This window comes from Faecalibacterium sp. Marseille-Q0746, assembly GCF_017377595.1.
In the GTDB taxonomy this organism is placed as follows: domain Bacteria; phylum Bacillota; class Clostridia; order Oscillospirales; family Ruminococcaceae; genus Faecalibacterium; species Faecalibacterium duncaniae.
Genome location: NZ_JAFREI010000001.1, coordinates 132,027 through 157,450 on the forward strand (window position 1 = coordinate 132,027; position 25,424 = coordinate 157,450).

Below are 25,424 nucleotides of genomic sequence, written 5' to 3' on the forward strand. Positions count from 1 at the left end.
GTTTGGGGCGCTGGGCGGGGAGTTTTCTGCCATTACAGATTATTTCTTTTCGTAATTCTGGCAGAAGTGCGGGGTCTCCACCTGCTGGGTGGTGCAGGAGCAGTGCTCTGTCACTTTGATCTGAGGCAGATCACACTTGCAGTTCTGCACATTGTGGCGGCACTCGCAGACATCGCAGGTCACACCTGTGTTTTCCATTTCTATCGCCTCCTTGGCTCTAGGTTGCCCCGGCTTCAGGCGATTATACATGGCTGCTTATTTTCCTGCGTTTGCTTCACGCCTTGCCTTCATTGTCACGATCACATGCTTGATGGAGAGAACGGGATGCACCGGCAGCATTCTGGGCCCGGCCCAGCGCATGACAGTGCGGATCTTTTCCCGCATCTCCGGCTGATAGCAATGCACCTTGCAGGCCGAGCAAAAGGTCTTTGTCTCCATAAAGGGGCAGTGCTCAATGCGGGCCAGCGCATAATCATGCAGATGCTGGCATTCCGGGCAGAGACTGCCTCTGAGGGTGTGATGCTGCTTGCGGCAGTAGAGCGCGATCATCTCACTGACAAGCATTTTTTCGTCGGAACGTTTCTTTGCCAGGTCTTCCGGGGTGGTTTTGGACATTGGGACTGTTCCTCCTGCATTTTTTCCTTGCGGGCCATCCGCAGAGCCGCGCAACGCACCGCGTGACGCAAAACTGCGAAACAAGCCGTAATTCCAACAGCAACAGCCATTTCCATACACACCACCTTTCCTAAAAAGCAAAGCAGCAGGAGACCGGGTTCAGCCCCTGTTGTTCCCCTGCTGCTCTCAAGTTCGTTTGTCCGGCAAATGGGCTGCTGCGCAACTTCTAGAGTTTAACATAGCAAACCCCATTTGTCAAATTTTGCAATGTGCTTCTAATCCGGTCACCACGCTGCCAGATCTGCACCCAGCTTGCGGCAGGCAGCCTGAACATCCTCATCCGGTGCCTCGTTGCAGATCAGACCCTCACCGTTGAGCACCTGTGCGCCATCACCCTGTGCACGCTCGACCCAGTCGCGCATCCACTGGCCGTCGCCCCAGCCATAAGAGCCGAACAGAGCGATCTTCTTGCCGTTCAGGGAGCCCTCCAGATCGGAGAACATCGGCTCAAACTCGCTCTCTTCCAGCTGCTCTGCGCCCATTGCGGGGCAGCCAAATGCAACTGCATCAAACTCTGCCAGCTTTGCGGCGTTCATTTCGCCACAGGGAACGATGGTGCCGTTTGCACCCTCTGCCACGCAGTTTGCCATGGTCTCCGTGTTGCCGGTTGCACTCCAGAATACAACTGCTACTTTGCTCATAAAGAAGAACCTCTCTTTCAATTTTGGTTAGTATATTCTAACTTTTATCTTCAAGAAATTGTTCTGCCTGACATAAGACAGAACAATTTGGTTAGGCTTTTCTAACCACCAAAAGAATACCACAGGGCGGGCTCCTTGTCAAGAACCTTTTGCAGAATTTTTCAGAGCGCTCCTTCACCCCGGCGCAGCAACAGGAACACCACCGTCAGCACGCCGTAGATCACCGGCTGGTGGAGCAGATATAGCATCAGCGAGTTCCGCCCCAGCCACCCCAGCGGCGGGCAAACCGAACGACGCAGCGGACGGAGACTCTGCGCTGTTCGCTCTGCCAGATGATGCAGGTAAAAACCAGCCCAGAACAGGAAGAGCCACGGGGTCAGTGGGAAGTAATCCGTAGAGAAGAAGCCAAAGGGATAAAACCCCAGATAGGCCGTGAAGTAGTTGGCGTAGAGAAAACCCGGCAGCGTGATGAGCCAATGGCCCAGCTGCAAATAGCCATCGGCTGCATAGCGGGTGAAGTAAAACAGAAACATGCTCCCTGCAAGGCCGACCACCGGAGGCACCTTTTCCATCCACTTTTCCAGCAGTCCTGTGATGATCATAGCCGAGCCCAGCAGGGTCAACACGCCGAACCAGACAGCATCCGCAGGCATAAAGATCAGCGTGACCGCCGTGACAAGTGCGCCGCACCCAAACACCACCGCGCCTCGTTTGACCGGGTGGCGGCCCAGCGGCAGACAGAAGCCGGACAGCAGGATGAACACCCAGCAGATGGATTGCTGCCACAGTTCTCCCTGCCAGCTGCCATACCACGGTGCACGCACACCAAACAGATAAACCAGATCCCACATGCCATGGTAAAGCATCATGCTGATCAGGTCCAGCCCGCGCAGCTCGTCCAGCAGCGCACAGCGTGTGGAAGTTGATTTCATAAGACTTCCCCTTTTTTCGGAATGTTTTTTCCATTGTACTCCCTGCCATGGATTCCGTCAAGCAAAAAAAGCTGCCGTGCAGCTTTGGAACCGCACGGCAGCTTTATGATAACAGGTTCAGAAAAATGCAGGAATTACAGCTCCACGTTGAAGTAGCGCTTCAGCAGGCCCTCGAAGCCGCGGCCATGGCGAGCCTCGTCCTTTGCCATCTCGTGGACGGTATCGTGGATTGCATCCAGGTTCAGGGCCTTTGCCTTCTTGGCCAGGTCCATCTTGCCGGAGCATGCGCCGCACTCAGCCTCAGCACGCATCATCAGGTTCTTCTTGGTGCTGTCGGTCACGACCTCGCCCAGCAGCTCGGCGAAACGAGATGCGTGGTCAGCCTCTTCGTAGGCATAGCGCTTGTAAGCCTCAGCGATCTCGGGGTAGCCCTCGCGCTCTGCCACACGGGCCATGGCCAGGTACATGCCGACCTCGCTGCACTCACCCTCAAAGTTTGCGCGCAGACCGTCAACGATCTCCTGAGGCACACCCTCAGCCTTGCCGATGCCGACCACATGCTCGGTCACATAGGTGTTGCCGGTCTTTTCGACAAATGCGGATGCAGGAGCCTTGCAGACAGGGCACTGCTCAGGGATAGAGCCTTCAGCGATATAACCACAGACGGTGCAAACATACTTTTTCATAAGAATATCCTCCATTGTTTTTCATTATGATCTTGGCCTCCCCTCTGGTACAGGGGGCCTTGCTTCTGAGCCTATTATAGCAATGATTCCCAGATTAGTCAAGACTAATTTTAAGAATTATTCCTATTTATTTTTAGACCTGCAGGTTGCCGCTGCTCGGAGCATCGGAACCGTTGGCAGCATCAAACTCGTAATCATTGCCGGGGAGGATGGCGTTGAGCAGGATGCCCACGATGGCGGCAATGGCCAGGCCGGACAGGTTGATGGAGACACCACCCACAGCGAAGGTCAGACCGCCCACAGAGTTGAAGCCCAGTGCGCAGACCAGGATGACAGCGGCAACGATCAGGTTGCGGCTGTTGGTAAAGTCCACACGGTTCTCGACCACATTGCGGACACCGATCGCGGAGATCATTCCGTACAGCACAAAGCTGATGCCGCCAATGATGCCGGTGGGGATGGTGTTGATGACGGCCTCAAACTTGGGGCTGAAGCTCAGGATCACAGCCATCACAGCGGCAATGCGGATGACGAGCGGATCGTAGATGCGGCTCAGGGCCAGAACACCGGTGTTCTCACCGTAGGTAGTATTGGCGGGGCCGCCCAGCAGACCTGCCATGGCAGTGGCAAGGCCGTCGCCCATCAGGGTGCGGTTCAGGCCGGGATCATTGATATAGTTGTGGCCGACCGTAGCGCTGATGGCAGCGATATCGCCCACATGCTCCATCATGGTTGCCAGCGCAATGGGGATGATGGTGAACATTGCGCTGATGAACTCAGGGCTGCCGTCGATGGCAAACAGACCCATGGCACTCTTGTGCAGGGGGATGCCGAACCAGTCGGCAGCAGCAATGGCCTCAAAGTTGACTGCACCAGTGACCAGAGCCACAGCATAGGAGACCAGCACACCGATCAGGATGGGCAGGATCTTGACCATGCCCTTGCCCCAGATGTTGCAGACAATAACAGTGCCCAGGGCCACAAAAGCCAGCAGCCAGTTGGACTCGCAGTTGGTGATGGCAGAGGGGGCCAGGATCAAACCAATGGAGATGATGATGGGGCCTGTGACCACCGGCGGGAAGAATTTCATAATGCGGCGGATGCCAAAGGTGGAGATGAGCAGGCTGACCAGCAGGTACAGAATGCCGGACAGTGCCACGCCCGCGCAGGCGTAGGGCAGCATTTTGGTATTGACAACGGTCAGGTTGCCGTCTGCGTCAGCCAGCATGGGGGCTACAATGGAAAAACCGCCCAGGTAAGCAAACGAGGAGCCAAGGAAGGCCGGGACCTTGCCCTTGGTGACAAGGTGGAACAGCAGGGTGCCCAGACCGGCACAGAGCAGAGTGGTGGAAACGCTCAGGCCGGTGAGCAGGGGCACCAGTACAGTTGCGCCGAACATGGCAAACATGTGCTGCAAGCCCAGGATCAGCATCCGTCCGGTGCCGAGCTGCCGGGCATCGTAAATGCCCTTGGAGTAATCGATCTTTTCACTCATAGAGAAGTTCTCCTTTCATCGCTGCCCAAAAAAAGAGGCATTGCCGCAGCAACGGCAGTGCCTCAATCTTCTGGAGCAGATTCAAAAAACGGGACCGGAAGGCAAAACACGCGCTCCGCAAAGTCGAACGAAACATTTTGCTCTCCCCTTCCCTGTCTGACTTTATAAAGTATACCAGAAACCCTGCCCGGATGCAATCCGTTTGCCGCAGTTTCCTCAGCTTTTTGGCCGGACATCTTGAAATATGCCCCTGTCCGCACTATAATATAACCTATTGAATTGATTTGTATTTCAAGAGGAATGTTATGATCTATCTGGATTATTCTGCAAACACCCCGGTGGATGCGCGGGTGTTGGAGCAGTTCTGTGCCGTGGAGCGCCGCTGCATCGGCAACGCCAACTCTCACCACCAGGCAGGCTCTGCCGCCAAGGCAGAGATCGATGCTGCCACCATCAAAATCGCCTCTCTGCTGGGCGTTCAGCCAGCAGAGATCATCTATACCTCCGGTGCCAGCGAGGCCAACAACTTTGCTTTAAAGGGGCTGGCCCGTCTCTCCCGCCATGCGGGCAGGCACATCATCTCCACTCCGCTGGAGCATTCTTCGGTCAGCGGCACCCTGACGGCATTACAGGAGCAGGGGTATGAGATCGACCTGCTGGACGTGAAGCAGGACGGTACTGTAGATCTTGAGCACCTGAAGGATCTGCTTCGCCCGGATACCATCTGCGTTGCCATAACGCTGGTGGACAGTGAATTGGGCGTGGTGCAGCCTGTACAGGAGATTGCCACCATCCTGAAAGCATACCCTCACTGTCACCTGCATGTGGATGCGACCCAGGCTGTGGGTAAGATCCCCGTTTCTTTTGAGGGCGTGGATACCATGAGCCTGACGGCCCACAAATTCTACGGACTGAACGGCATTGGCCTGCTGATCAAGCGGCGGAATCTGGCACTGGAGCCTCTCATCCATGGCGGCGAGAGTACCACCATCTACCGCAGCGGCACCCCCACTGTGGCGCTGGCCTCCTCGCTGGCCTGTGCGCTCGATCTCGCCGTCATCGACCTGCCCAATCGCGTTGACCATGTGGCAAAGCTGAATGCAGAGCTCCGCGCCGCCCTCAGCACATATCCGCTGGTGCGCATCAACAGCCCGGAACACGCCATCCCCCATGTGCTGAATCTGAGCGTCCGTAATGTCAAGGGCACCGTGTTCCAGCGGGAGCTGGATGCCAAAGGGGTCTGCGTCTCGGTCAAGTCAGCCTGCTCTTCGGATGGACTGCCTTCGCGTGCGGTGTTTGCGGTCAGCCGCGACCGCCGCAACGCACTGTCCTCCTGGCGCATCAGCCTGAGCCATCTGACCACCGAGGACGAGATCAAAGCCTTTTTGCAGGCGTTCGATGTCTGCTACCGTGAGCTGACCGCCGTACATTAAATAAAAAGAGGAACCAACATGAAACGTGAGCTTGAACCTTATCAGATGATCGAACGCAGTATCATCAAGAAATACCGCAAGGAGCTGTGGACCCCCTTTATCGTGGCGGTAAAGCGCTACGAGCTGGTACAGGAGGGAGACAAGATCGCCGTCTGCATCTCGGGCGGCAAAGACTCCATGCTGATGGCAAAGCTGATGCAGGAGCTGCAGAAGCACAGCGATGTTCCCTTTGAGCTGGTCTTTCTGGTGATGGACCCCGGCTACAATGAGATCAACCGCCAGAAGATCGAGTCCAATGCCGAGCTGCTGCACATTCCGGTGACCATCTTCGAGAGCAACATCTTTTCCGTTGCCAACAACACCGAAAAGAACCCCTGCTACCTCTGTGCCCGGATGCGGCGCGGCCACCTGTACAGCAAGGCCAAGGAGCTGGGATGCAATAAGATCGCGCTGGGCCACCACTTCAACGATGTCATTGAGACGACCGTGATGAGCATGTTCTACGGCTCCCAGATGCAGGCCATGCCGCCCAAGCTCCACAGCACCAGCTTCCCCGGCATGACCCTGATCCGCCCCATGTACTGCATCCGGGAAGAAGATATCCTGGCCTGGAAGCGCTACAATGATCTGGAATTCATCCAGTGTGCCTGCCGCTTTACTGAGAACTGCACCATGTGCGACAACGGCGGCGGTGGTTCCAAGCGGCAGGAGATCAAGATCCTGCTCCGCCGCCTGAAGCGCGACAATCCCAATATTGAAAACAGCATCTTCCGCAGCATCCACAATGTTGCCATTGATACCATGCCGGGCTATCGATCCGAGGGTGTGGATCACAGCTTCCTGGAACGATTCAATGCTATGGAAAACCGCTGAACTGCATCCGCATTCCCGCCTGCGCAGAATCACACTTTGTACACGATACAACAGTAAAAAATCCCCCTCAGCTTACGCTGAAGGGGATTTTTTATGCCACCGGCGGGGCTTGAACCCGCACTCTGTCGCCAGAAAGGGATTTTAAGTCCCTCGTGTCTGCCAATTTCACCACAGTGGCACATAGAAACCCGGCTTACAAAGCCCTGCTGCTCTGGACATTCACAGAGAGCCGGGAATAACAGGTGATGAGGTAAACATTTATCACAAGTCCGTCGTTACGGAGTTGCAAACATGCATCAAAACATGTAAGATTCACACAACGGCTATTATAATACAATAGAAACCCTGCTTTGTCAAGTTACACCTTTCCGCCATGCAGTTCCGAATACATCTTGGCGCGGCATTCGGCCACAGCGGGGGTCATATTGACATAATGCTTATGCGGCATCTCGATGCGCAGCTCGGTCTCCCAGGTCTCTTCGGTCAGCTGCTTTGCGATATAGGCCTTTTTCTCGGCAATCCCGGGCAGTTCGATGGCCAGCTCACCGTTCAGGATATGGGGCACCAGCAGCCGCTTGACCCTGGTGGGGGTGATGGTAATGGTGCGCTCGATGGCATCCGGGTCAAGGTTGATCATTTTTACCGGCTTGCCTGCCTCGATGACCTCGCCATCCATGGCGATCAGATCGCACTGGGCCTGACCATTTTCATCGTAGAGCCGCCAGGGCATTTTCTTGCCCGGGATGATGGCCTTGCTGGCAGAATCCGAGCACTTCATCTTGGGCTGATAGGTGCCATCCGGCAGCTTGACCGCCACCAGTTTATACACGCCGCCGAACACGGGGTCAGAAGCGGAGGTAATGAGATTCTCGCCCACGCCGTAGGAATCAAAATGAGCGTGCTCATAGAGCTCCATGTTGGCGATCTTCCGCTCGTCCAGACCATTGGAGGCCACCAGCTTGATATAGGGCTTGCCTGCGGCATCCAGTGCCTTGCGCAGGCGCTTGGAGCCACGGGCCAGATCGCCGGAATCGATACGGGCACTCTTGACGCGGCGGTTGGGGTCATTGGGGTACTTCTCGATCAGGTAGTCGTCCAGCTTGATGAGGTTGGGCAGGCCGCTCTCCATGATGTTGTAGGTATCCAGCAGCAGGCTGACGGAATCCGGGTAGGTATCCGCAAAGGCCTTGAAGGCATCAAACTCCGTCGGGAAGAACTCGATGAAGCTGTGTGCCACGGTGCCAACCGCCTTGACCTCAGAGCCATACTTCATCTCAGCCAGGCAGTTGGCAGTGCCGATGCAGCCGCCCAGAACAGCGGCATACGCGCCATCATTGCCTGCGCTCTCGCCCTGTGCGCGGCGGGTGCCAAACTCCATGACGCTGCGGGGCGTATGGGTGTTCAGGCCGGTCACACGGGTCGCCTTGGTGGTGATCAGGCTGTGGAAGTTCATCGTCTGCAGCAGGTAGGTCTCGATCAGGATCGCACCCACCAGGTCGCACTCAATGCGGACCATCTGCACATGGGGGTAGCAAACCGTGCCCTCGGGCAGAGCGTACATATCGCCCTTCCACTTGTAGGTGCGCAGATACTCGCAGAATTCCTCGCTCATACCCTTGGTGCGCAGCCAGCGGATATCCTGCTCGTTGAAGTGATAATTCAGCAGGAACCGGGTCAGTTTGCGCTGGCCTGCGCTGATGGAGTAACCCATGTTGTCCGGGTTCTTACGGAAGAACATATCGAACACAAGGGTGGTGTTCTTAAAGCCGTGCAGGAACAGGCAGTTTGCCATCGTGAATTCGTAGAAATCCACCACCATGGCAGGGTTATCATAATCTTCGTCCGGAATGTACGGAACAACTTTGATCTCGTCCATGAAAAGTTTCCTCTCCTCGTACTTCGCAGCAGCGAAAAAGCCTTGCCGCTGCTGAAAAAACAGCCCCTTCTCCCCTGCCTTTGTTCCGGCAGTGCGTGGGCCTGCACCCTGTCTTGACAGGACGTTTGTACCATGATAGCATCTTTGCCGCCCGGGTGCAAGGGCTTTTGTAAATTTCCTGCGTGCAGAAAGAAAAATCTTTTTTTGGTACTGCCAAAAGGGCCGCCCCCGAAAGCTCCGGGAGCGGCCCTGTAAGCCTGTTCAGGCTCAGCCGTTTATAATATTGGGGGTTGCATTTTTCAGCACAACGTCATGGCTGCCGCCCTCCACGATGGAGGTGGAGGAAACCACAGTCAGCTTGGCCTTCTGCTGCAGCTCGGGGATGGAGAGTGCGCCGCAGTTGCACATGGTGCTCTTGACCTTGTACAGGGTGGTCTGGACACCATCGGCCAGAGGACCTGCGTAAGGAACATAGCTGTCCACGCCTTCCTCAAAGCTCAGCTTGGTGGAACCGCCCAGGTCGTAACGCTGCCAGTTGCGGGCACGGTTGGAGCCCTCGCCCCAGTACTCCTTCATATACTGGCCATTGATGCGCACCTTGTTCGTGGGGCTCTCGTCAAAGCGGGCGAAGTAGCGGCCCAGCATGACAAAATCAGCGCCCATGGCCAGAGCCAGAGTGATATGATAATCGTGGACGATGCCGCCATCGGAGCAGATGGGCACGTAAATGCCGGTCTCCTTGAAGTACTCGTCACGGGCCTTTGCGACCTCGATGACTGCGGTGGCCTGACCACGGCCGATGCCCTTGGTCTCACGAGTAATACAGATGGAACCGCCGCCAATGCCGATCTTGACGAAGTCTGCACCGGCCTTTGCCAGGAAACGGAAGCCCTCGGCATCCACAACGTTGCCTGCGCCCACCTTCACGGTGTCGCCGTAGTGCTCACGGATCCAGGCGATGGTACGGCTCTGCCACTCGGAGTAGCCCTCGGAGGAGTCGATGCAGAGCACATCCACGCCAGCCTCGACCAGTGCGGGCACACGCTGGGCATAATCGCGGGTGTTGATGCCGGCACCGACCACATAGCTCTTGTTGGCATCCAGCAGCTCGTTGACGTTCTTCTTGTGGGAATCGTAGTCCTTGCGGAACACAAAGTATTTCAGGTTGCCCTCAGCATCCACCAACGGCAGCGTGTTGATCTTGTTGTCCCAGATGATGTTGTTGCAGTCGTGCAGGGAGGTATTCTCCGGTGCGGTGACCAGCTTCTCGATGGGAGTCATAAAGGTGGTAACGGAAGCATCATCGGGGGTGTGGTTGACACGGTAATCACGGGAGGCCACAATGCCCATCAGCTTGCCGTGAGGAGTGCCATCGGCAGTAATTGCGATGGTGGAGTGGCCGGTGCGGGCCTTGAGCTCCAGCACATCGTGCAGTGTGGCGGTAGGAGCCAGGTTGGAATCGGAGACCACATAACCGGCCTTATAGCTCTTGACGCGGCGCACCATGGCAGCCTCGTTCTCAATGCTCTGGGAGCCGTAGATGAAGGACACACCGCCCTCACGTGCCAGTGCAATGGCCAGCTTATCGCCGGAGACCGACTGCATGATGGCACTGATCATGGGGATGTTCATTTCCAGCGGGCAGGCCTCTTCCCCCTTGCGGTACTTGACCAGCGGGGTCTTCAGGCTGACTGCCGTGGGGACATTCTCTGCAGAGGAATAACCCGGAACCAGCAGGTACTCGCCAAAGGTGCGGGAAGGTTCTTCATAGAAATAAGCCATACTCTAAACTCCTTTTTTCTTAACGCATCAACAACGGGCCAGCATCAAAATAATTCATGTTTGCTGCTTATAAATTGATTGACTATACTTTACCACAAACCCCGTCAGAATACAAACCCCAGCGGCAACAAACTTTAGAACTGTCCTTTGCGGAAAAACAGTAAAATTGACCACCAAAAACGTGCAAGGTCATACTTTTTCGCCTGACAGGCAGGTTTTCTGGCACAAAGTGGAATGCAAAAAAGTCCGCACCGGAAAACCGGACGGACTTTTTTGCACACGAAGCGAGATACCGCCTGTGCGGTACAGTGCCGACAGCTGTGAAGGAGAACAGCCGGAGGAGGAGAAGGCTCTGCACCCGATATCTCTTATTCAACAAGAAGAAAAAGATTTCAGTCTCAAAAAGCGCTCATCGCTTTCTGTAACCATATTGTAACTCTTTTGTTTCCGTTTTGCAAGACCTTTTTCGCAGATTTTGTAACATAATTGTAATTTTCCCGGATTTATTTTGTAAATTCCAGGTAGCATTCAAACGCGGCGTGCTCTTCGCGGCGGCCCACCACATACCAGCCATCGGCCGAGGGCGCATAAAACACCTCGACCTGACTGCCCAGCGGGATCTCCCGGTGGTACTTGACGGAGACGAATTTCAGCGGCCCGGCCTTGACCACCTCCAGCGGCAGGGCATCACAGGCGATGTCCAGATAGCAGGCGTTATTCACATGTCCGTTCAGGTCGCACAAGGAGTAACTGGCTGTCCGGCTGCCTGCACAGGTCAGTTCCTTTGCTTTGTGCACCAGCTGGGGCAGCTCCCCGTCCAGATTCTCGTTCCAGTAACCGGGCGTATACCAGGAGGGCTGACGTAGGATGCACTCGCGATCGGTATCCACCATGATCCACCGGCTGTCGATCAGGGCACACTCCTTCCCTGCTTCGTCCAGAATGCGGGTCAGCCGCTTCATCGAACCCTTCTTGCACGGCTCACAGGCAGTAAGAAAGGTCAGCTTTTCGGCACGCAGGGGCATCCGGGTGATCTGCGCCGCCTGCTTGCCCACCAGAAACGCCGTGTGGTGCGCCTTGAAAAAAGCATCATCCATGCCGTAGGCACGGGCGTGGTCTGCCGCAGCCTGCTCCACATAGCGGAACAGGGCGCTGGGCTTGATCATCCGGCGGAAGTCGCCGTCTGCGTTCAGAACGGTTGTATGATAGGTATATTGATTCATACGTTTCCTTTCCAAAAGAGGACCCTCTCCGTCATTGCTTCGCATTGCCAGAGGCTTTGACGGAGAGGGCCCTTTCTTCTCAATACTGATTCCGGGTCTTTTTGCGCAGCTTGCGCCAGATGTTGAAGCAGGCCAGCGCTACCATGGCAAGCAGCAGCATCAGGAACACAACGCCGCTGCCGCCCTCATTGTAGCTCTTCATCTCGCTCCACTTTACGTCGAGCTCGTTGTTGACCTCATCGCTCAGGGCGGTGAACACCTTTTCCTTGGCTTCCACTTCCTCAGAGGGGTATGCGATCTCACTGTACTTCAGATCCTCGTCCAGGATATCCCACACCTTCTGCATGGGGGTGGTATAGCCGATATACTCCGCATTGGCCTTTCCGATGTCCGGCTCGCACATGAAGTTGATGAACATCTCCGCAGCTTCCTTGTGCTCACTGGTGGCAGGCACCGCCATGCAGTCCACCGACAGCACACTGCCCTCCTCCGGGAACACCCAGGCCAGATCCGGGTTATCATCGATCATGGTAATGGCATCGCCGGAGTAGTACACGCCGATGGCCGCCTCGCCGCCGATCATCTTATCAAAGATCTCATCCATAACGTAGGCCTGCACCAGCGGTTTTTGCGCTTTCAGGGTCTCCACCACCTCGTCCACCTCTTCCGGGGTCTCGGGGTTGATGCTGGTGCCGTTCTTGAACGCTGCAATGGCGTAGGCATCACGGCTGTTATTGAACATCAGGATGTTGCCCGTGTACTGCTCGTCCCACAGGTCAGCCCATTTGGTGGGGGCATTCTCCACCATGGTGGTGTTGTAGATGATGCCGGTGGTACAGAGCATATAGGGCACGGTATAGGCGTTGGTGGGGTCATAATCCGGATCACGGTAGACCGCATCGATGTTCTGGGAGTTGGGGATGTTGCTGTAATCCAGCGGTGCAAGCATTCCCTCGGCGATCATCTTTGCCACCATGTAATCCGAAGGGATGACCACATCGTAGTTGGCCGCACCGGATTTCAGTTTGGCGTACATGGACTCGTTGGAATCAAAGGTGGTGTAGTTGACCTTGATGCCGGTAAGCTTCTCGAAGGCGGCCACCACATCCACGCTGTCATCGGAGCCGTTGGAGATGTATTCGCCCCAGTTGTAAACGTTCAGGGTGAGATTCTGGCCCTGAAAGCGAGTCCAGTCGTAATCGTCCGAGACCGAAACGTCCTCGGTCACCTCAATGGTTCCGGCGGCAAAGGCGGGCGCAGCACAGCAGAATACCATGGCCAGCGTCAGCAGCAGAACAGCAAAACGTTTCATTTTACGTCCTCCCCTCTCAGTGCCTTCTGATCCCGGCGGTACTCCCGGCTCTCCATGGCATTGGAGATGAGGATGATGGTCAGGATCACCACAAACATGATGGTGGACAGGGCATAGATCTCCGGGCTGACCTTTTTCCGGGTCATGGAATAGATGGCAATGGGCAGGGTCTCCACCGTGCCGCAGTTGAAATAGGAGATCATAAAATCATCGATGGAGTAGGTCAGGCAGATGAGGAAGGCAGACAGGATGGCCGGGCTGATCTCAGGCAGGATGACCTTGAAGAACGCCTGCCTGGGATCGCAGCCCAGATCCAGAGCTGCCTCATACAGTTTGATGTCCAGCTGCTTGAGCTTGGGGGTCACGTTGAAGATGACATAGGGCACATTGAAGGCGATATGCGCAATCAGCAGCGTGGGCATTCCCATGATGGTGTCGGGCAGCCAGGAGACTCCCTCGGAAAAGCGCTGGTAAGCCACAAACAGCAGCATCAGGGAGATGCCGGTGATGATCTCCGGGTTGACCACCGGGATATAGGTGATGTTGGTGACCACCAGGCGGCTCTTGCGGCTCATGGATGCAATGCCCAGCGAGGCCGCCGTGCCCAGCACCGTTGCAATGACCGCAGAGATGAGGGCCACCTCCAGCGAGACGCGCAAAGCGCTCAGGATGGCAGAGTTATGGAGCAGGCTGGTGTACCACTTAAGGGTAAAGCCTGTGAACAGTGCGTAGCCCTTGCTCTGGTTGAAGCTGAACACAATCATATAGGCAATGGGCAGGTACATGAAGCAGAAGAAGAGGATGACGTAGGCCCGCTGCATCAGGCGCAGATGTTTCGTTTTCATCAGGACACGCCCTCCATTTCATCTTCATCAAAGCTGGATGTGAAGCTCATGCAGAGCAGGACGATGATCATCAGCACAAGGCTCATGGCCGAACCGACGTTCAGGTTGTAGCTGTTGCCCAGGAACTGCATCTCGATCAGGTCGCCGATCATCAGGTTGGAGCCGCCGCCCAGCATACGGCTGATGACAAAGGTGGACACCGCCGGAACGAACACCATGGTGATGCCGGTGCTGATGCCGGGCACGCTCATGGGGATGAGCACCCGGAAAAGGGTCTGGGTGGTGGAGGCTCCCAGATCCTGTGCCGCTTCCACCAGGCTCTGATCGATCTTGGTCATACTGGTGTAGAGGGGCAGGATCATGTAGGGCACATAGTTATACACCATGCCCAGCACCACCGCGCCGGAGGTGTTCAGCATGGTATAGGGGCCCAGGCCAAAAAAGCCCAGCACCGCGTTCACAGGGCCGTTGATGCTCAGCAGGCCCATCCAGGCATAGGTGCGGAGCAGGAAGTTCATCCACATGGGCAGCATGACCAGCATCAGCATGATATGCTGCTTGTTCACCCGCAGGCGGGACAGGAAATAGCCCACCGGAAATGCAATGATCAGGCAGATCACGGTAGCCACAAGGGCCAGCAGCAGGCTGCGGGCAAACACGGAGCCGTAGCCGCTGACGCTGGTCAGATTGGCAATGGTGAAATTGCCGCTGCCATCGGTCAGGGCATAATAGACCACGATGATCAGCGGAACCACCGTGAACAGCACCATCCAGATAAAATAAGGATAGGCCAGCTTCTTATCGTAAATTTTCATCATTTCCCATTCAGCCCTCCGAACGTGCCATGATATGGATCTCGTTGGGGCCGATGCGCATACCAATGGTTTCACCGGGGGTGCAGGCGCGGGTGGAGTGGATCAGCCACTCACGGCCCTCGCACTCAACGTGCATCTCAAAGTGAACGCCCTTGAAGATGACATCATTGACTACGCCCACCAGCTGACCCTCCACGGGACTGACCACTTCAATGTCCTCGGGGCGGACCACCACCTGAACGCTCTGTTCCCGGGCAAAGCCGCGGTCCACGCAGGGGAACTGCACACCCGAGAAGGAGACCAGGAAGTCGCGGTGCATCACGCCATCCACAATGTTGGAATCGCCGATAAAGTCCGCCACAAAGGCATTTTTAGGCTCGTTGTAGATATCCTCGGGGGTACCGATCTGCTGCACCTTGCCGCCGTTCATCACAACGACGGTATCGGACATGGTCAGGGCCTCTTCCTGATCGTGGGTAACATAAATAAAGGTGATGTTCATCTCACGCTGCAGGCGCTTGAGCTCCAGCTGCATCTCCTTGCGGAGCTTAAGGTCCAGTGCACCCAGAGGCTCGTCCAGCAGCAGGATCTCAGGCTCATTGACCAGACTGCGGGCAATGGCAACTCGCTGCTGCTGGCCGCCGGACATCTGACCGATGCTGCGGCGCTCAAACCCCTTCAGGCCGACCACCTCCAACATATCGCGTACCTTGCGGCGGATGGTCTCTTCGTCCATCTTCTTCAGGCGCAGGCCAAAGGCCACATTCTCAAACACGTTCAGGTGCGGGAACAGCGCGTACTTCTGGAACACGGTATTCACCGGACGCTTATAGGGGGGCACACCGGTAATATCTCGGCCCTTCAGCAGCACCTGACCCGCGTTGGGTTCCAGGAAGCCTGCAATCAGGCGCAGGGTGGTGGTCTTGCCGCAGCCGGAGGAGCCCAGCAGCGTTACGAACTCTTTGTCATGGATGTCCAGGTTCAGCCCATCCAGAATGCGCTGACCGTCAAATTCCACCACGATATCGCGCAGTGAAACGATCACCGAGTTGTCCATTTTTTACTTTTCCTCCTTAAACTCAGATACGAAAAAAGACAGGGCATCCACCCCATCCTTCGTACCAGGGCGACCAGCCCCGCACAACATCCATGACATCCGTAATATTGTGCAGTTATTCTGCCCTGTCATCGCCTATCATAAACAATCCGAACTGAAATGTCAATCACTCTGTCGAGGTTTGCCGAAACTTTACATCCGGCGCAAAAAAATCCCGCGCTGTACCAAGAATTCGCACAGTGCGGGAGTGAAACGTTTTATTCTGCTTTCAGCTGATCCGCAGGGTATAAAAGCGCGCTCACCACACTGGCATCCACCGTATAAACGGAGCTGTCGCCTTCCACCATCAGGTAACAGCCGTCTGTCCCCATGGCATAGGTCAGATTTATTGTGCCATCGGCTGTGGTGACCTCTGCTGTGACCAGCGGAGCCTCAAAACCATACGCCGCCGGGTCGGCATCTGTTGCCTGTGCCGAGACATAGGTGCAGAGCGCCGAGAGGATGGCATCCACCTTTGTCTCGTCGAGGTCTGCGGCGGTGTCCCCTGCCAGCCGCCAGACAGTCTGGTAGGCGTTGCTGTCACTCTCTGCTACAGGCTCCGAGTTTGCTTTCAGGGTCACGGTCTCGCCATCGGCCAGCGTATAGGAGACGGCTTCGATCTCCGAGACCGTCAGCCCCGCCGGGTTGAAGGCACCGAACAGCTCCGCCCTGGTCAACTCAAAGCAGGCGGCTTTGGTCCCCGATACCGTATAAATGACATCGCTGTTATTCTTGCGGACATAGAGATCCCCTGTCATGGTATTGCTGGTCCCGAAGGTATAGGTGTCCGTTTCGCCCGCTGCCGTCACCTCTATGGTCAGCGCAGGCTCCGCAAAGCCGTAGTCCTCCCCTGCCTGCGGGCTCAGCTCCCGCTTTGCGTTCAAAGAGGAAAGCGCGATGAGCATTGTGTTGCAGGCAGAGGTGTCCAGATGGTAAGCGGGATCTTCAGCCAGCGTCCAGCCATCGGCGGTATAGAGCAGGGTGTTCGTCTCGCCCTGATAGTGGAGCACGATCTGCGTCAGGTCATTGCCCGAAACTGCCGCCAGCGGAATGGTTCCATCTGCGGCCGCACTGGCAGCCTGTTCTTCCCGGGCATTCCGCAGCGTCAGCAGGGCAAACACGCCGCCTGCCAGCAGGATGAGGAAAAGCAGCACCCCGAGGGTACGCTGTTTTGCTTTCATGGACAGGTCCTCACTTTCTACGCCGCAGCACGACCACCACGGCACCCACAGCCAGCAGAGCCGCAGGCAGAACGATGACAAAGAGCAGGCCCAGCGTAGAGGCGGCAATACCTGGCACTTCCAACGGAACTGCTTCCAGTGCCTTGCTGTCGATGAGGACAGCGCTCTCCTGCCCGGCCAGCGAGGCCGCACACCCCTGCAGGAAGGTCACATTGCCCGGGATGACCTGATAGATGCCCTCATTGTCCATATTGCCGCAGTTGACCCAGATGACCTGGGCACCCGTGTCCTCATTGCGGGCGTATGCTGCCAGCGTGAAGGGACCGGCAATGTCGCCGTCCGCCTTCTCGGTGGTGGTCATCTCGTAGCCTTCCGGTTTGCTGTAAGCACTGTCCGAGCTGACCAGAAGGGCATCCGAGACCACATTCTCTGTCTCGGTCAGGGTGATGCCCTGTGCCATCTGCAGCAGAACTCTGCGGCTGGTGTTCACACCGTCCAGCACGGTGGATTCCTCTGTACTGGCATAATCCGGCAGCAGGTAAAGGGCCGGGTAGCCATTGAGGTAATGGTTGGTGTCGCCCTCCACCACAAGGCCCTCGGTGCGGGTCAGGCCGAACTCAGCCATCACAGCATCCAGATTGGGGGTACTATAATAGGAATCCGTCAGCAGCAGCACGCGGCCTCCGTTGCTCAGATAGCTGCGCAGCTGGCCCAGCTCATCCACCAGACTGCCTGCACCAGAAAAGTCCTGCGCCGGATCGTTGATGACAAGCAGGTCACAGTCCTCGGGGATGGTCTGGGAGAGCAGGTCAAGTGCCGAGACGGTCAAGTTCTGGCTTTCCAGCGCATCGGTCAGGGTGGAAGTCAGCGCCTGCTCGCCGTGGTTGGTGGTGTAGTACACATGGCGGCTCTCTCCGCTGGTCAGCTGGTAGATGGCAGAGGTGATCCTGCTTTCACCGTCAAAGGTCACGTTGGCCGCGCCGGTGGTGGCATAATCGCTGTAATCGTAGTCGTAAAGCTCTGCGGCATCCAGCACCTTGCTCTGTTCCCCGCAGACCAGGATCAGCCCACCGGAGGTCAGATCCTGTGCGCCGTACTGGGCCGCAAAGGTCGGGTAGACTGCCGGATCTTTCAGCTCCCAGGTGATATGGCTGCTCTGGGCGGCGTACTTGTCCAGCAGCTTGGAGATGATCTGGTCCTCATTGCCGGTCTGGGCCAGATAGTAAATGGTCACATCCTGCGTCAGATCGTCGGCCACCTGTCTGGAGCTCTCGCTCAGGGTGTAGAGCCCCGCCTCGGAGAGATCGAACTCGGTATATCTGGAAGGAATGGCCCGGACAATGAGATTGACCAGCACGGCCAGCACGATCACAGCCGCGGCAATGGCTGCCGACCACACCCCGCTACGGAACACCCGCCCGTCACCCGAGGAGCTCTGCTTTGCAAAAAGCTTCATCTGTGTTCCCTCCTCTCAGTTCCAGCGGCGCTTCTCAATGTCCTGCGCCGTGAGGAACAGGAACACCGCCGTCACGGTCAGATAATAGACCACGGCAGGGATGGAGAAGCTGTTGTTGACAAAATCCTCAAAGGGTGTAAACAGGCACAAGGCACTCAGCACAGCGCTGAAAGCCTCGGTAAGCCATGCACTGCGGAGCAGAAACAGCCCTGTCAGGCCCAGGCAGAGCGCCGCAAAGGTCAGGCACCCCAGCACAAAGCTGCGGGTGCGCAGACCGGCCGCCAGAGAAGCCGCGCCTGCGATCCCGGTGAACACTGCCAGCGCCACGGCGCTGCCCGCATTGAACATACTGCGCAGGCTGGGCATCAGGTAGGCCAGCAGCAAGGCTGAAAAGCCCGCCACGGCGGCAATGATCTGGTTCTCGGTCAGGCCGGAGAGAAACTCACACAATGCAATGGCCGCACAGCCCAGCAAAAAGTAGCAGAGCAGCCCCGCAAGGTTTGCGAGCAGAGCAGACACGGTGCCGCCCAGCGCCCAGAGGATGAAGATCATCACCGCATCCACAGCGCAGGGCAGAGCGAACACGGCCGCCATGGCAAAGAACTTGCCCAGCACGATGCCCCACACTGAGACCGGGCTGGTGAGCAGCAGCTGGTCGGTGCGGCTGTGACGCTCCTCGGCCAGTGAGCGCATCGCCAGCACCGGGATATAGAGCAGCAGCATGAAAATGGTCTGGTAAAGGGTGTAATAACTGAAATCGGTCAGGCCGTAGATCAGGCACCGGGCCAGAAAATACAGGCCGGAACTCGCCACCAGAAACGCCGTGAGGACGTACCCCAGCATCCCGTGAAAGAAGCTGCGGAATTCCCGCTTAAAAATAGCTGTCATTCTGCGTCCTCCTCTCCGGTTGCTTCTTCCGGTTCACCGTCGGTCAGTTCCAGAAACACCTCTTCCAGGCTCTTGCCATCGGCGGTCAGCTCCTCCAGACTGCCTGCTGCCGCCAAGTGTCCTTTGGAAAGGATCAGGATCTGCTGGCAGACTGCCTGCACCTCACTGAGGATATGGCTGGACAGGATGACCGTATGCGCCCGGCCCAGCTCCCGGATGAGCTTGCGGATCTCGATGACCTGTGCCGGGTCCAGGCCGACCATCGGCTCGTCCAGAATGATGAGCCTGGGACTGCCCAGCAATGCCTGTGCAATGCCCACCCGCTGCTTGTAGCCCTTGGAAAGGCTGCGGATGAGCCGGGGCAGAACGGCTTCCAGCCCGGTACGGCGGGCAGCCCTGCACACCTGCTCCTTCCGTTCCGCCTTTTTCACACCCTTCAACTCGGCGGCAAAGGTCAGGTACTCCTGCACCGTCATCTCCGGGTAAAGGGGCGGCTGTTCGGGCAGATAACCCACACAGGCCTTGGCGGCATCGGCCTCCTCGGGCAAAGGGTGCCCTGCCACCGTCACCTGCCCACTGGTGGCAGAGAGATAGCCGGTGAGGATGTTCATAATGGTGGATTTGCCCGCGCCGTTGGGCCCCAGCAGACCACAGATCTGGCCATCTGCCACGGTAAACGAGACATCGTCCACGGCAAGATGATTGCCATACTGTTTGGTGAGATGAGAAACTTCGATCATGTTCACAACGCTCCTTTCTAAGGCAGCGCAAAGCGCTTTTTGAAGATACTGGTTTATTTTAGTCCGGAAATGTGTTCAAAATAAGGGAACGGCGTGTAAATTACAGAAAGAGCGCTTTTGTGCGGCATAACAACAAAAAACGCCGCCTCCCAAAGGAGACGGCGCTGAAAAGACCAGTAATTACTTACGGCCGAAACGCTTGTTGAAGCGCTCAACACGTCCGCCGGTGTCAACCAGCTTCTGCTTACCAGTGTAGAAGGGATGGCACTTGGAGCAAACTTCGACGTGGATCTCGGGCTTGGTAGAACGAGTCTTAATGACGTTGCCGCAAGCACAAGTGATGGTGCAGTCAACGTAGTTCGGATGGATACCCTGTTTCATTCTTTTTCACCTCATTTCTGGTTCTGACTTATTGGGGCCATATTATAAATGTATGTGCCCATCACAACCTTCAATATCGGCTACCCCCGCGAGCGGCCTTGGAAACGATTGCCTTAATATTATAGCACAGATCTCAGAAAAAGCAAGAGGGAATTTCAGCTTTTTTCGTGTCATTTTTATACAGACTGTACTATGGAATTTTGTATTAAGTTGATTTTCGTTCAACCTTATGCAAACAGCAAAGATACTCTTTGTTATATTCCTTTGCTTTTCCACGCATTCCCGTTTATTTTGAGTTTTTTCACGGAATTGCGACCTATATATTATATCACGCCCGGCCCAAAAAGAAAACCCCGCAGTTCCCGACTTCTTGACAAGCCAGCTGCTTCTGATTACAATACGAAAAAAGAGTTCGCAGACGTTCTCTTTGCATATTTCAGCCATCAGCTCCGGGAAAGGATTTTTTCATGGAACCAAAAACAAAACAATATCTGCTCATAACTGTTGTAGGAGTCACGCTTTTTGTGGCGCTGCTGCGGCTTTCTTCCGTTCTGGCATTTGCTGCACAGCTGGTAGACCTGGTATTGCCCATTCTGGCAGGCGGCATTCTGGCACTATTTATCAATGTGCCTATGACCGGGCTGGAGAAACGGCTGAAACGCCTGTTCTGCAAGGCCAAAAAACAGCCCTCGGATAAAGCACTCCATCTCCTGAGCTTCTTCATCACCCTGCTGGGTGTTGTGCTGGTGTTGGTGCTGGCGCTGACATTGCTGATCCCGGAGCTGGTGCAGTCTTTTCACAGCCTCTATGTACAGATCGAAGCAAACATCCCCCGCTGGAACGCCTATCTCAGCGCACAGGATGCCGACATGGGGTGGCTGATGAGCTGGCTGGAGGGCATCGACTGGGAGCAGCTGCTTCACAGGGTCACTGACACCATCGATACCGTGCTGGTCAATGCGGTAGGTGCCGTATCTGCCACGGTAAATATCGTGGTGACCGCATCCTTTGCCCTGATCATCTCTGTTTATATGTCCGTTGGCTCAGAGAGTCTCTGCCACCACGCCCGCACATTGGTCTGTGCCTACCTGAAGCCCAGCCACTCCGCCTGGCTGCTGAAGTTCTGCCGACTGTTCCGGCAATCCTTTGCAAATTTTCTGACAGGGCAATGCAGCGAGGCCGTGATCCTTGGCGTTCTCATGGCTCTTGCGTTTTCCGTTTTCAAGATCCCCTACGGCAGCCTGGTGGGAATGCTGACCGCCATCTGCGCCATTATCCCCTACGTCGGAGCGCTGATTTCCTGCGTGGTCAGCGTATTCCTCGTGCTGTTGGTGGATCCCGTTCTGGCCGTGCGCTGCCTCATTGTTTACCTTGCCGTACAGTTTATTGAAAACCAGTTCATCTACCCCCGGGTGGTGGGAAAATCCGTGGGACTTTCTCCGCTGTACACCCTTGTGGCCGCTATGATCGGCGGAGAGCTCTTTGGCATCATCGGCATCATCTTCTTTATCCCCCTGACGGCGGTGATCATTGAGCTTGTGAAGGAGGATGCCTGCCGACGCATACAGGCAAGAGAACCCCAGCGATCCGGGCCGTCTGAGTAAAGGTTTTCCCCCAGTGCCGCATCCAGAATCGTGGTGTGCTGCAGCCGACCGCGAGGCCTGCCGACTGTTCCGGTGCAGGTGCGGGATTGATATGCATACAAAAAATACCGCTGCTCTTGTGCATTTCCCCAAATGCAAGAGCAGCGGTATTTTATTGCACCGCTTTCGTTTTCTTTTGCAGCGCTTCGTGCATATACCCCATCAAAATCAGGATCACCAGCAGGTAATACGGAAAAATCGAGATCGTGGTGTGGTTTGCGATCACACCGAACAACGGCGGCATCAGGCAGTTGCCAATATAGGCGCTGGCCATCTGAACCCCAATGATCGCCTGTGACCTGTCCGCACCGAAGCGGCCCGGCGTTGCATGAATGATGCTGGGATAGATCGGAGCACAGCCAAGACCAACCAGCAGCAGCCCTGCCAGTGTCACTGCTTCCCCAAGCGGCAGAAGAAACGCCGCTATCCCAATCGCGATGATCCCCTGCCCCATACGAACCATCTGGGTATCATCGAATTTTAAGGTCAGGAAGCCGCACAACGCCCGTCCCACGGTGATGCCGACAAAGAAAAGACTGGCAAAGCCGGCGGCGGTCTCCGGCGCGATTCCCCTGTTCAGCACCAGATAACTGCTGGCCCACAGACTGGTGGTCTGCTCCAGAGAACAGTAGCAGAAAAATGTAACCAGAACCTCTTTTACGCCGGAGATCCGGAAAATCTGTTTCAGGGTCAGCGCTTCTGCCGGGACTGCTTCCCGCTCCTCGGCATTCGCACCCGATTTTGTTTTCCAGAGCGGGAGGCTCAGCAGAATGATGATCGTCAGCACCATCTGCATCACACTGATGACCCGATACCCCGTCTGCCACCCGGCACGGGAAGAAAGCGCCGCGCCCATGATGTAGGGCCCGACCGAGGCTCCGATCCCCCACATACAATGGAGCCAGCTCATGTGGCGGCTGGCAAAATGGAGCGCCACATAGTTGTTGAGTGCTGCATCCACGCTTCCAGCTCCAAGTCCATAAGGGATCGCCCACAGGCACATAGCCCAGAATGAGCTGCTGACAGAGAACCCGAACAGTGCTGCGGCGGTCATGGCAACGCTGATGGCTGTAACACCGCCTGCTCCAAACCGGCGGGTCATCCGGTCACTTTGCAGGCTGGAGAGCACCGTTCCCACCGATATGATGCAGAAGATCACACCGGAATAGGAGACCGGAACCCCAAATCCCTGATAGATCGAAGGCCACGCAGCCCCCAGCAGAGAATCCGGCAGGCCCAGACTGATAAAAGAAACATAGATCACCGCTAACAGCAGATGGATCATCTTGCATTCCTCCTTTTGATCGATACAATTATATCACAACAGAAGAAATGCCATTAGGATAAATTCCTCAATTTTGTACAACAAAAACGTCAACATTGAAAGCACAGATTCATCATCGCACTTCCGTTCGGATCGTGAACCCATCCGGAAGGTTGGAAATTTCTTTTTTCAGGAACAATGGATAAAAAGTTTCATCCTTTAATTGAGCAATCTCTAACCATTTAAATATATGCGTATCGGTTCCCTCTGTTCGAGTGAACGTGTTTTGCCTTTCCAGCAGGCCAGCATCTGCGGTATCCATCAAAAAATAAATACATATCTCGTGATATCGGAGACCATCTGTATCTTTTGTGAAGAAAGATTGATTCAACCATAATGGCCGGGATATCTTCAGTGAAACACCAAGCTCTTCCCGAACTTCCCGTATCATCGCTTGTTCGGCCGTTTCCTCCATCATCACTCTACCCCCGGGCAGAGAGTAGTACTCTGACGGTTTGTCATGGGACATTGCCAAAATTCTTCCGTTAGAAATTATGATTGCACTCACTCTATAATTGAACTTTTCATCGCCCATCTTAAAAGAGATATCCACTTTCCATCACGCTCCCACATTCATTCTTATTCGTACATCCGCCCCTATTTTACCAGCAGAAAGAGAACAAAGCAATTTCTTCAAGCAAAAACGCCAGCGTACCATGTTTTCGCAACACGATACGCTGGTGTCTTATTGTTCTGCTGTTACCCAGCCTTCGGTGTGAGCCATCCTTTTACAGTGTCCGCATCGACCTTGCTTGCTTTTGCAATCTGCTCAATCGATACACCCTGTTCATAAAGGCTCTGTGCCATCTCAACTGCCACTTCTTTTCGGCTTTCTACTCTCAGCTCTTCCATAGCCTTGCACATTTCGCTCAACATGCTTTCGGGGCGATCCAACTGCTTACAGTATCAACATCATAGCCAAGAAGGTCTGCGATTTCTTCTACGGAATTTCCCTTCCGACTGAGTTTCAAGGCAGTCTTTTTTGCCTGTTCCATTTTACCGATTTCTACGCCTTCAGCTTTTCCCTCGGCATAGCTTTCAACTCTCAATTCTTCCATAGCCTTGCACATACTGCCCACTCCTTTCGGGTTTTCTTTCAAGTAGCGCGTTCGTTCTGCCATCAGGTCAAAGTTCATATCCTCTGCACTGGTACAATTGAAATCATGCATCAGTCTTCCGATGTCCGAATCGCCACGGTACTCGCCATTCACATACAGAATATGAGTTCCATCTTCAAACGGCAGTCCCAACGTCAAGTTCATATTCCGAATGACATATACAGGTTTTCCGGCCTTATAGTAATCTTTTTCCGTAATGAAAATGACATAGGTATCCGGCAGTTCTCGGTAATCCTGATCCTTGTCCAGATTTTCTACATCCATCACACTGGAATGATATCTTGCCCGGTGTGGGTCAGCTCCATTGTCAGAGCGCTGAATCTCGATATCATATTTCTTGCCCGTGCTGTCGGTGGCATATGCATCCAGACAAATTGACCGTGCTCCAGTCACGCGCTTCAGGTCGGCCTGCGTTTCACATTTGGTCAGTATCAGATCAGGTTTACCCACAATGATGCGGAGCACCAGTTCTGCCAATGGAATATTATCCTTGAACATCCCGCGCATAAACGTATCGTCGATAGGCCGGAACCCTCTCAATCGCTGAAGGTCTTCCTGATGATGCCGTTCACGCTTCTGTGCTTCGGTTTCCTGCAACTTCCCTCACCTCCTGTTTCTATTGTTTATTTTATCATAGAGCAGTCATTTTATCAACCCTCGTTCAACCACATTAGTTGGCGCTAATATAGTTCTGTACCATCATGTGCGTCACCTTCTCCGTCTGCACAATTCCCTGTTCGTTGGAAAATCTAATAAATAATCGCATCGTCTGTTCGTAGCTTCCAATCGTCTTTTTGCTCAACCCCTTCAATTCACAGTGCTCTATGAACAGTTCCACATCACGTTCCAACATAAAAACAACCTTCTGGATCATCCGCTGCCGCTCAATGAATCCAGAAGGTTTATCGCTATGGAAGGTTTCTGTTTATCACTACGGAATCCATAATTCTATAATTCCATAGCGATAAACATTTTTTCAACCCCCCAGAATTGCCAGATGTGCACGCAA

Annotated in this window: 26 protein-coding genes and 1 tRNA gene; 3 read left to right on the forward strand and 24 right to left on the reverse strand. The window is 55.1% G+C overall.

The window, feature by feature from the left end; all coding sequences use genetic code 11:
• Positions 1-39: 39 nt before the first annotated feature.
• From J3351_RS00660 to J3351_RS00685, 6 genes are all read right to left on the reverse strand, one after another.
• Positions 40-198: a DUF1540 domain-containing protein gene (locus J3351_RS00660; RefSeq protein ID WP_097771984.1), complete on the reverse strand. Its 159-nt coding sequence runs from the start codon at positions 196-198 to the stop codon at positions 40-42.
• A gap of 57 nt (positions 199-255) precedes the next feature.
• Positions 256-615 (reverse strand): nitrous oxide-stimulated promoter family protein, encoded by a 360-nt coding sequence (locus tag J3351_RS00665; RefSeq protein ID WP_207696878.1) that lies wholly within the window; start codon positions 613-615, stop codon positions 256-258.
• 284 nt (positions 616-899) lie between these two features.
• Positions 900-1,316, reverse strand: coding sequence for a flavodoxin (locus J3351_RS00670; RefSeq protein WP_097771090.1), 417 nt, complete (start codon positions 1,314-1,316; stop codon positions 900-902).
• 161 nt (positions 1,317-1,477) lie between these two features.
• A complete protein-coding gene (locus tag J3351_RS00675; RefSeq protein ID WP_207696879.1) occupies positions 1,478-2,248 on the reverse strand; it encodes a heparan-alpha-glucosaminide N-acetyltransferase in 771 nt (256 codons plus the stop codon).
• A gap of 134 nt (positions 2,249-2,382) precedes the next feature.
• On the reverse strand, positions 2,383-2,934 hold the full coding sequence (locus J3351_RS00680; RefSeq protein ID WP_035394078.1) for a ferritin family protein: 552 nt from the start codon (positions 2,932-2,934) through the stop codon (positions 2,383-2,385).
• 133 nt (positions 2,935-3,067) lie between these two features.
• Positions 3,068-4,429: a uracil-xanthine permease family protein gene (locus J3351_RS00685; RefSeq protein WP_098922418.1), complete on the reverse strand. Its 1,362-nt coding sequence runs from the start codon at positions 4,427-4,429 to the stop codon at positions 3,068-3,070.
• A 305-nt stretch (positions 4,430-4,734) separates the two neighbouring features.
• Here J3351_RS00685 and J3351_RS00690 point away from each other — a divergent pair, with 305 nt between their 5' ends.
• Together J3351_RS00690 and J3351_RS00695 are read left to right on the forward strand one after the other, a co-directional pair.
• Positions 4,735-5,862: a cysteine desulfurase family protein gene (locus tag J3351_RS00690; protein WP_207696880.1), complete on the forward strand. Its 1,128-nt coding sequence runs from the start codon at positions 4,735-4,737 to the stop codon at positions 5,860-5,862.
• An 18-nt stretch (positions 5,863-5,880) separates the two neighbouring features.
• Positions 5,881-6,735, forward strand: a complete 855-nt coding sequence (locus J3351_RS00695) for an ATP-binding protein (RefSeq protein WP_117476216.1) — start codon at positions 5,881-5,883, stop codon at positions 6,733-6,735.
• Between the two features lie 94 nt (positions 6,736-6,829).
• On the opposite strand, the gene J3351_RS00700 is transcribed toward J3351_RS00695, so the two are convergent.
• The 13 genes from J3351_RS00700 to rpmE form a co-directional block, all read right to left on the reverse strand.
• Positions 6,830-6,913 (reverse strand) — tRNA-Leu (locus J3351_RS00700).
• Positions 6,914-7,093: 180 nt separating this feature from the next.
• A complete protein-coding gene (locus J3351_RS00705; protein ID WP_156065715.1) occupies positions 7,094-8,611 on the reverse strand; it encodes a nicotinate phosphoribosyltransferase in 1,518 nt (505 codons plus the stop codon).
• A gap of 267 nt (positions 8,612-8,878) precedes the next feature.
• Entirely contained in the window at positions 8,879-10,393 is a 1,515-nt protein-coding gene (locus J3351_RS00710) for an IMP dehydrogenase (protein ID WP_207696881.1), read from the reverse strand.
• A gap of 503 nt (positions 10,394-10,896) precedes the next feature.
• Entirely contained in the window at positions 10,897-11,616 is a 720-nt protein-coding gene (locus J3351_RS00715; protein WP_242699247.1) for an acyl-[acyl-carrier-protein] thioesterase, read from the reverse strand.
• A 79-nt stretch (positions 11,617-11,695) separates the two neighbouring features.
• Positions 11,696-12,928, reverse strand: coding sequence for a PotD/PotF family extracellular solute-binding protein (locus J3351_RS00720; RefSeq protein WP_207696882.1), 1,233 nt, complete (start codon positions 12,926-12,928; stop codon positions 11,696-11,698).
• The gene (locus J3351_RS00725; RefSeq protein ID WP_207696883.1) at positions 12,925-13,773 is read right to left on the reverse strand and encodes an ABC transporter permease; all 849 of its coding nucleotides are present in this window, start codon (positions 13,771-13,773) and stop codon (positions 12,925-12,927) included. Before J3351_RS00725 ends, J3351_RS00720 begins: the two co-directional genes overlap by 4 nt.
• A complete protein-coding gene (locus J3351_RS00730) occupies positions 13,773-14,588 on the reverse strand; it encodes an ABC transporter permease (protein ID WP_097771254.1) in 816 nt (271 codons plus the stop codon). The genes J3351_RS00725 and J3351_RS00730 overlap by 1 nt, the downstream gene beginning before the upstream one ends.
• A gap of 10 nt (positions 14,589-14,598) precedes the next feature.
• Positions 14,599-15,645 (reverse strand): spermidine/putrescine ABC transporter ATP-binding protein, encoded by a 1,047-nt coding sequence (potA, locus tag J3351_RS00735; protein WP_005932816.1) that lies wholly within the window; start codon positions 15,643-15,645, stop codon positions 14,599-14,601.
• A 257-nt stretch (positions 15,646-15,902) separates the two neighbouring features.
• Complete coding sequence (locus J3351_RS00740; protein ID WP_207696884.1) at positions 15,903-16,865, reverse strand: DUF4340 domain-containing protein; 963 nt, start codon at positions 16,863-16,865, stop codon at positions 15,903-15,905.
• A 10-nt stretch (positions 16,866-16,875) separates the two neighbouring features.
• Positions 16,876-18,321, reverse strand: coding sequence for a GldG family protein (locus tag J3351_RS00745; RefSeq protein WP_207696885.1), 1,446 nt, complete (start codon positions 18,319-18,321; stop codon positions 16,876-16,878).
• 15 nt (positions 18,322-18,336) lie between these two features.
• Positions 18,337-19,209 carry an ABC transporter permease gene (locus tag J3351_RS00750; RefSeq protein ID WP_207696886.1) on the reverse strand — a complete coding sequence of 291 codons (873 nt, stop codon included), beginning with the start codon at positions 19,207-19,209 and terminating at the stop codon, positions 18,337-18,339.
• Positions 19,206-19,949 carry an ABC transporter ATP-binding protein gene (locus J3351_RS00755; protein ID WP_207696887.1) on the reverse strand — a complete coding sequence of 248 codons (744 nt, stop codon included), beginning with the start codon at positions 19,947-19,949 and terminating at the stop codon, positions 19,206-19,208. The genes J3351_RS00750 and J3351_RS00755 overlap by 4 nt, the downstream gene beginning before the upstream one ends.
• 180 nt (positions 19,950-20,129) lie before the next feature.
• Positions 20,130-20,330 carry a 50S ribosomal protein L31 gene (rpmE, locus tag J3351_RS00760; protein WP_005926533.1) on the reverse strand — a complete coding sequence of 67 codons (201 nt, stop codon included), beginning with the start codon at positions 20,328-20,330 and terminating at the stop codon, positions 20,130-20,132.
• A 467-nt stretch (positions 20,331-20,797) separates the two neighbouring features.
• Between rpmE and J3351_RS00765 the strand changes: the two genes are divergently transcribed.
• Positions 20,798-21,934, forward strand: a complete 1,137-nt coding sequence (locus J3351_RS00765) for an AI-2E family transporter (protein ID WP_207696888.1) — start codon at positions 20,798-20,800, stop codon at positions 21,932-21,934.
• Between the two features lie 151 nt (positions 21,935-22,085).
• On the opposite strand, the gene J3351_RS00770 is transcribed toward J3351_RS00765, so the two are convergent.
• The 5 genes from J3351_RS00770 to J3351_RS00790 form a co-directional block, all read right to left on the reverse strand.
• A complete protein-coding gene (locus J3351_RS00770) occupies positions 22,086-23,258 on the reverse strand; it encodes a sugar MFS transporter (protein WP_207696889.1) in 1,173 nt (390 codons plus the stop codon).
• Between the two features lie 112 nt (positions 23,259-23,370).
• On the reverse strand, positions 23,371-23,832 hold the full coding sequence (locus J3351_RS00775) for an NUDIX hydrolase (protein WP_005932800.1): 462 nt from the start codon (positions 23,830-23,832) through the stop codon (positions 23,371-23,373).
• A gap of 164 nt (positions 23,833-23,996) precedes the next feature.
• The gene (locus tag J3351_RS00780; protein WP_156069906.1) at positions 23,997-24,149 is read right to left on the reverse strand and encodes a hypothetical protein; all 153 of its coding nucleotides are present in this window, start codon (positions 24,147-24,149) and stop codon (positions 23,997-23,999) included.
• 17 nt (positions 24,150-24,166) lie between these two features.
• On the reverse strand, positions 24,167-25,012 hold the full coding sequence (locus J3351_RS00785; RefSeq protein WP_238078335.1) for a PD-(D/E)XK nuclease family transposase: 846 nt from the start codon (positions 25,010-25,012) through the stop codon (positions 24,167-24,169).
• 73 nt (positions 25,013-25,085) lie between these two features.
• Positions 25,086-25,268, reverse strand: coding sequence for a site-specific integrase (locus J3351_RS00790; protein ID WP_156061226.1), 183 nt, complete (start codon positions 25,266-25,268; stop codon positions 25,086-25,088).
• Positions 25,269-25,424 lie beyond the last annotated feature (156 nt).

Excerpts from the sequence above, each read along its gene's own strand:
- J3351_RS00660 (WP_097771984.1), bottom strand. The coding sequence starts at position 198 with ATGGAAAACACAGGTGTGACCTGCGATGTCTGCGAGTGCCGCCACAAT.
- J3351_RS00665 (WP_207696878.1), bottom strand. The coding sequence starts at position 615 with ATGTCCAAAACCACCCCGGAAGACCTGGCAAAGAAACGTTCCGACGAA.
- J3351_RS00670 (WP_097771090.1), bottom strand. The coding sequence starts at position 1,316 with ATGAGCAAAGTAGCAGTTGTATTCTGGAGTGCAACCGGCAACACGGAG.
- J3351_RS00675 (WP_207696879.1), bottom strand. The coding sequence starts at position 2,248 with ATGAAATCAACTTCCACACGCTGTGCGCTGCTGGACGAGCTGCGCGGG.
- J3351_RS00680 (WP_035394078.1), bottom strand. The coding sequence starts at position 2,934 with ATGAAAAAGTATGTTTGCACCGTCTGTGGTTATATCGCTGAAGGCTCT.
- J3351_RS00685 (WP_098922418.1), bottom strand. The coding sequence starts at position 4,429 with ATGAGTGAAAAGATCGATTACTCCAAGGGCATTTACGATGCCCGGCAG.
- J3351_RS00690 (WP_207696880.1), top strand. The coding sequence starts at position 4,735 with ATGATCTATCTGGATTATTCTGCAAACACCCCGGTGGATGCGCGGGTG.
- J3351_RS00695 (WP_117476216.1), top strand. The coding sequence starts at position 5,881 with ATGAAACGTGAGCTTGAACCTTATCAGATGATCGAACGCAGTATCATC.
- J3351_RS00705 (WP_156065715.1), bottom strand. The coding sequence starts at position 8,611 with ATGGACGAGATCAAAGTTGTTCCGTACATTCCGGACGAAGATTATGAT.
- J3351_RS00710 (WP_207696881.1), bottom strand. The coding sequence starts at position 10,393 with ATGGCTTATTTCTATGAAGAACCTTCCCGCACCTTTGGCGAGTACCTG.
- J3351_RS00715 (WP_242699247.1), bottom strand. The coding sequence starts at position 11,616 with ATGAATCAATATACCTATCATACAACCGTTCTGAACGCAGACGGCGAC.
- J3351_RS00720 (WP_207696882.1), bottom strand. The coding sequence starts at position 12,928 with ATGAAACGTTTTGCTGTTCTGCTGCTGACGCTGGCCATGGTATTCTGC.
- J3351_RS00725 (WP_207696883.1), bottom strand. The coding sequence starts at position 13,773 with ATGAAAACGAAACATCTGCGCCTGATGCAGCGGGCCTACGTCATCCTC.
- J3351_RS00730 (WP_097771254.1), bottom strand. The coding sequence starts at position 14,588 with ATGAAAATTTACGATAAGAAGCTGGCCTATCCTTATTTTATCTGGATG.
- potA (WP_005932816.1), bottom strand. The coding sequence starts at position 15,645 with ATGGACAACTCGGTGATCGTTTCACTGCGCGATATCGTGGTGGAATTT.
- J3351_RS00740 (WP_207696884.1), bottom strand. The coding sequence starts at position 16,865 with ATGAAAGCAAAACAGCGTACCCTCGGGGTGCTGCTTTTCCTCATCCTG.
- J3351_RS00745 (WP_207696885.1), bottom strand. The coding sequence starts at position 18,321 with ATGAAGCTTTTTGCAAAGCAGAGCTCCTCGGGTGACGGGCGGGTGTTC.
- J3351_RS00750 (WP_207696886.1), bottom strand. The coding sequence starts at position 19,209 with ATGACAGCTATTTTTAAGCGGGAATTCCGCAGCTTCTTTCACGGGATG.
- J3351_RS00755 (WP_207696887.1), bottom strand. The coding sequence starts at position 19,949 with ATGATCGAAGTTTCTCATCTCACCAAACAGTATGGCAATCATCTTGCC.
- rpmE (WP_005926533.1), bottom strand. The coding sequence starts at position 20,330 with ATGAAACAGGGTATCCATCCGAACTACGTTGACTGCACCATCACTTGT.
- J3351_RS00765 (WP_207696888.1), top strand. The coding sequence starts at position 20,798 with ATGGAACCAAAAACAAAACAATATCTGCTCATAACTGTTGTAGGAGTC.
- J3351_RS00770 (WP_207696889.1), bottom strand. The coding sequence starts at position 23,258 with ATGATCCATCTGCTGTTAGCGGTGATCTATGTTTCTTTTATCAGTCTG.
- J3351_RS00775 (WP_005932800.1), bottom strand. The coding sequence starts at position 23,832 with ATGGGCGATGAAAAGTTCAATTATAGAGTGAGTGCAATCATAATTTCT.
- J3351_RS00780 (WP_156069906.1), bottom strand. The coding sequence starts at position 24,149 with ATGGAAGAGCTGAGAGTAGAAAGCCGAAAAGAAGTGGCAGTTGAGATG.
- J3351_RS00790 (WP_156061226.1), bottom strand. The coding sequence starts at position 25,268 with ATGTTGGAACGTGATGTGGAACTGTTCATAGAGCACTGTGAATTGAAG.